This is a genomic window from Acidovorax cavernicola (assembly GCF_003581445.1).
Map to the genome: position 1 here is coordinate 1 of NZ_QXMN01000243.1, position 1,172 is coordinate 1,172.

At 68.0% G+C, this 1,172-nt stretch carries 2 protein-coding genes; both read left to right on the top strand.

Annotated elements, in window-relative coordinates:
• Positions 1-621 (top strand): NADPH:quinone oxidoreductase family protein (locus D3H34_RS32860; protein ID WP_147400607.1); only part of this gene is annotated, 621 nt, incomplete at its 5' end.
• 189 nt (positions 622-810) lie between these two features.
• On the top strand, positions 811-1,172 hold a 362-nt coding region (locus D3H34_RS32865), incomplete at its 3' end, for a sodium/glutamate symporter (protein ID WP_286186569.1).

Genomic DNA, 1,172 nt, shown 5'->3' on the forward strand with positions numbered 1-1,172 from the left:
GCGTTCATCATGACCTACGCCACCTCCCACCACGCGCTGATCGACCGCGCGCAGCTGCGCGCCGGCGAGACGGTGCTGGTGCTGGGCGCGGCCGGCGGCGTCGGCACGGCCGCGATACAGATCGCCAAGGCCGCGGGCGCGCGCGTCATTGCCGCGGCCTCGAGCGACGAAAAATGCGCGCTGTGCACCACGCTGGGCGCCGACGCGACGATCAACTACAGCAATACCGACCTGCGCGAAGCGCTCAAGGCCGCAACCGGCGGCAAGGGCCCGGACGTGATCTACGACCCGGTCGGCGGCGACCTGGCCGAGCCCGCGTTCCGCTCGATCGCCTGGCGCGGCCGCTACCTCGTGGTCGGCTTCGCGGCCGGCCCCATTCCTGCTCTGCCCTGGAACCTGGCGCTGCTCAAGGGCGCGTCGCTGGTCGGCGTCTTCTGGGGCGAGTTCCAGCGGCGCGAACCCAAAGCCAATGCCGCGATGATGGCCGAGCTGCTCGACTGGTACCGGCAGGGCAAGATCAAGCCCGTGATCGACACCACCATGCCGCTGGCCGAACTGCAGGCCGCCTATGCACGCATGGGTTCGCGCGCCGTCATGGGCAAGCTCGTGCTGACCCGATGAACTGAGCCCGGCAAAGCATCTGCCGCCGCTGTGGGCTTTGGCCCCGGGAGGCAGCAAAGTGAGTGCTACACTGCGCGCCTTTTGCCGGCCGGCGCCACGCGCGCCAGCCCTCAGCCGCGCACCGCGCGCCAGGCCCAGCGCCTGACGCCGCGGGTGGGCGCGCATCCACTTTGCTTTCCCCCACCCCGCATGCACCTGAGCTTCAGCACCTACTACACCCTTATCTGCGCAGCCATGGTGCTGCTGGTCGGAAAATACCTGGTCCACAGAATCCGCTTCCTGCGCGACTTCAACATTCCCGAGCCCGTGGCCGGCGGCATGGTCGCGGCAGCGCTGATCTTCGCCATCCACGCGTTCACCGGTTACTCCTTCAGCTTCAGCAGCGACCTGCAGACCGGCTTCATGCTGCTGTTCTTCTCGTCGATCGGCCTGAGCGCCAACTTCGCCAAGCTGCGCGAAGGCGGGTCCGCGCTGGTGCTGTTCCTGTGCATCATCAGCATCTTCATCGTGGTGCAGAACGTGGTGGGCATCAGCCTGGCCGCGCTCATGGG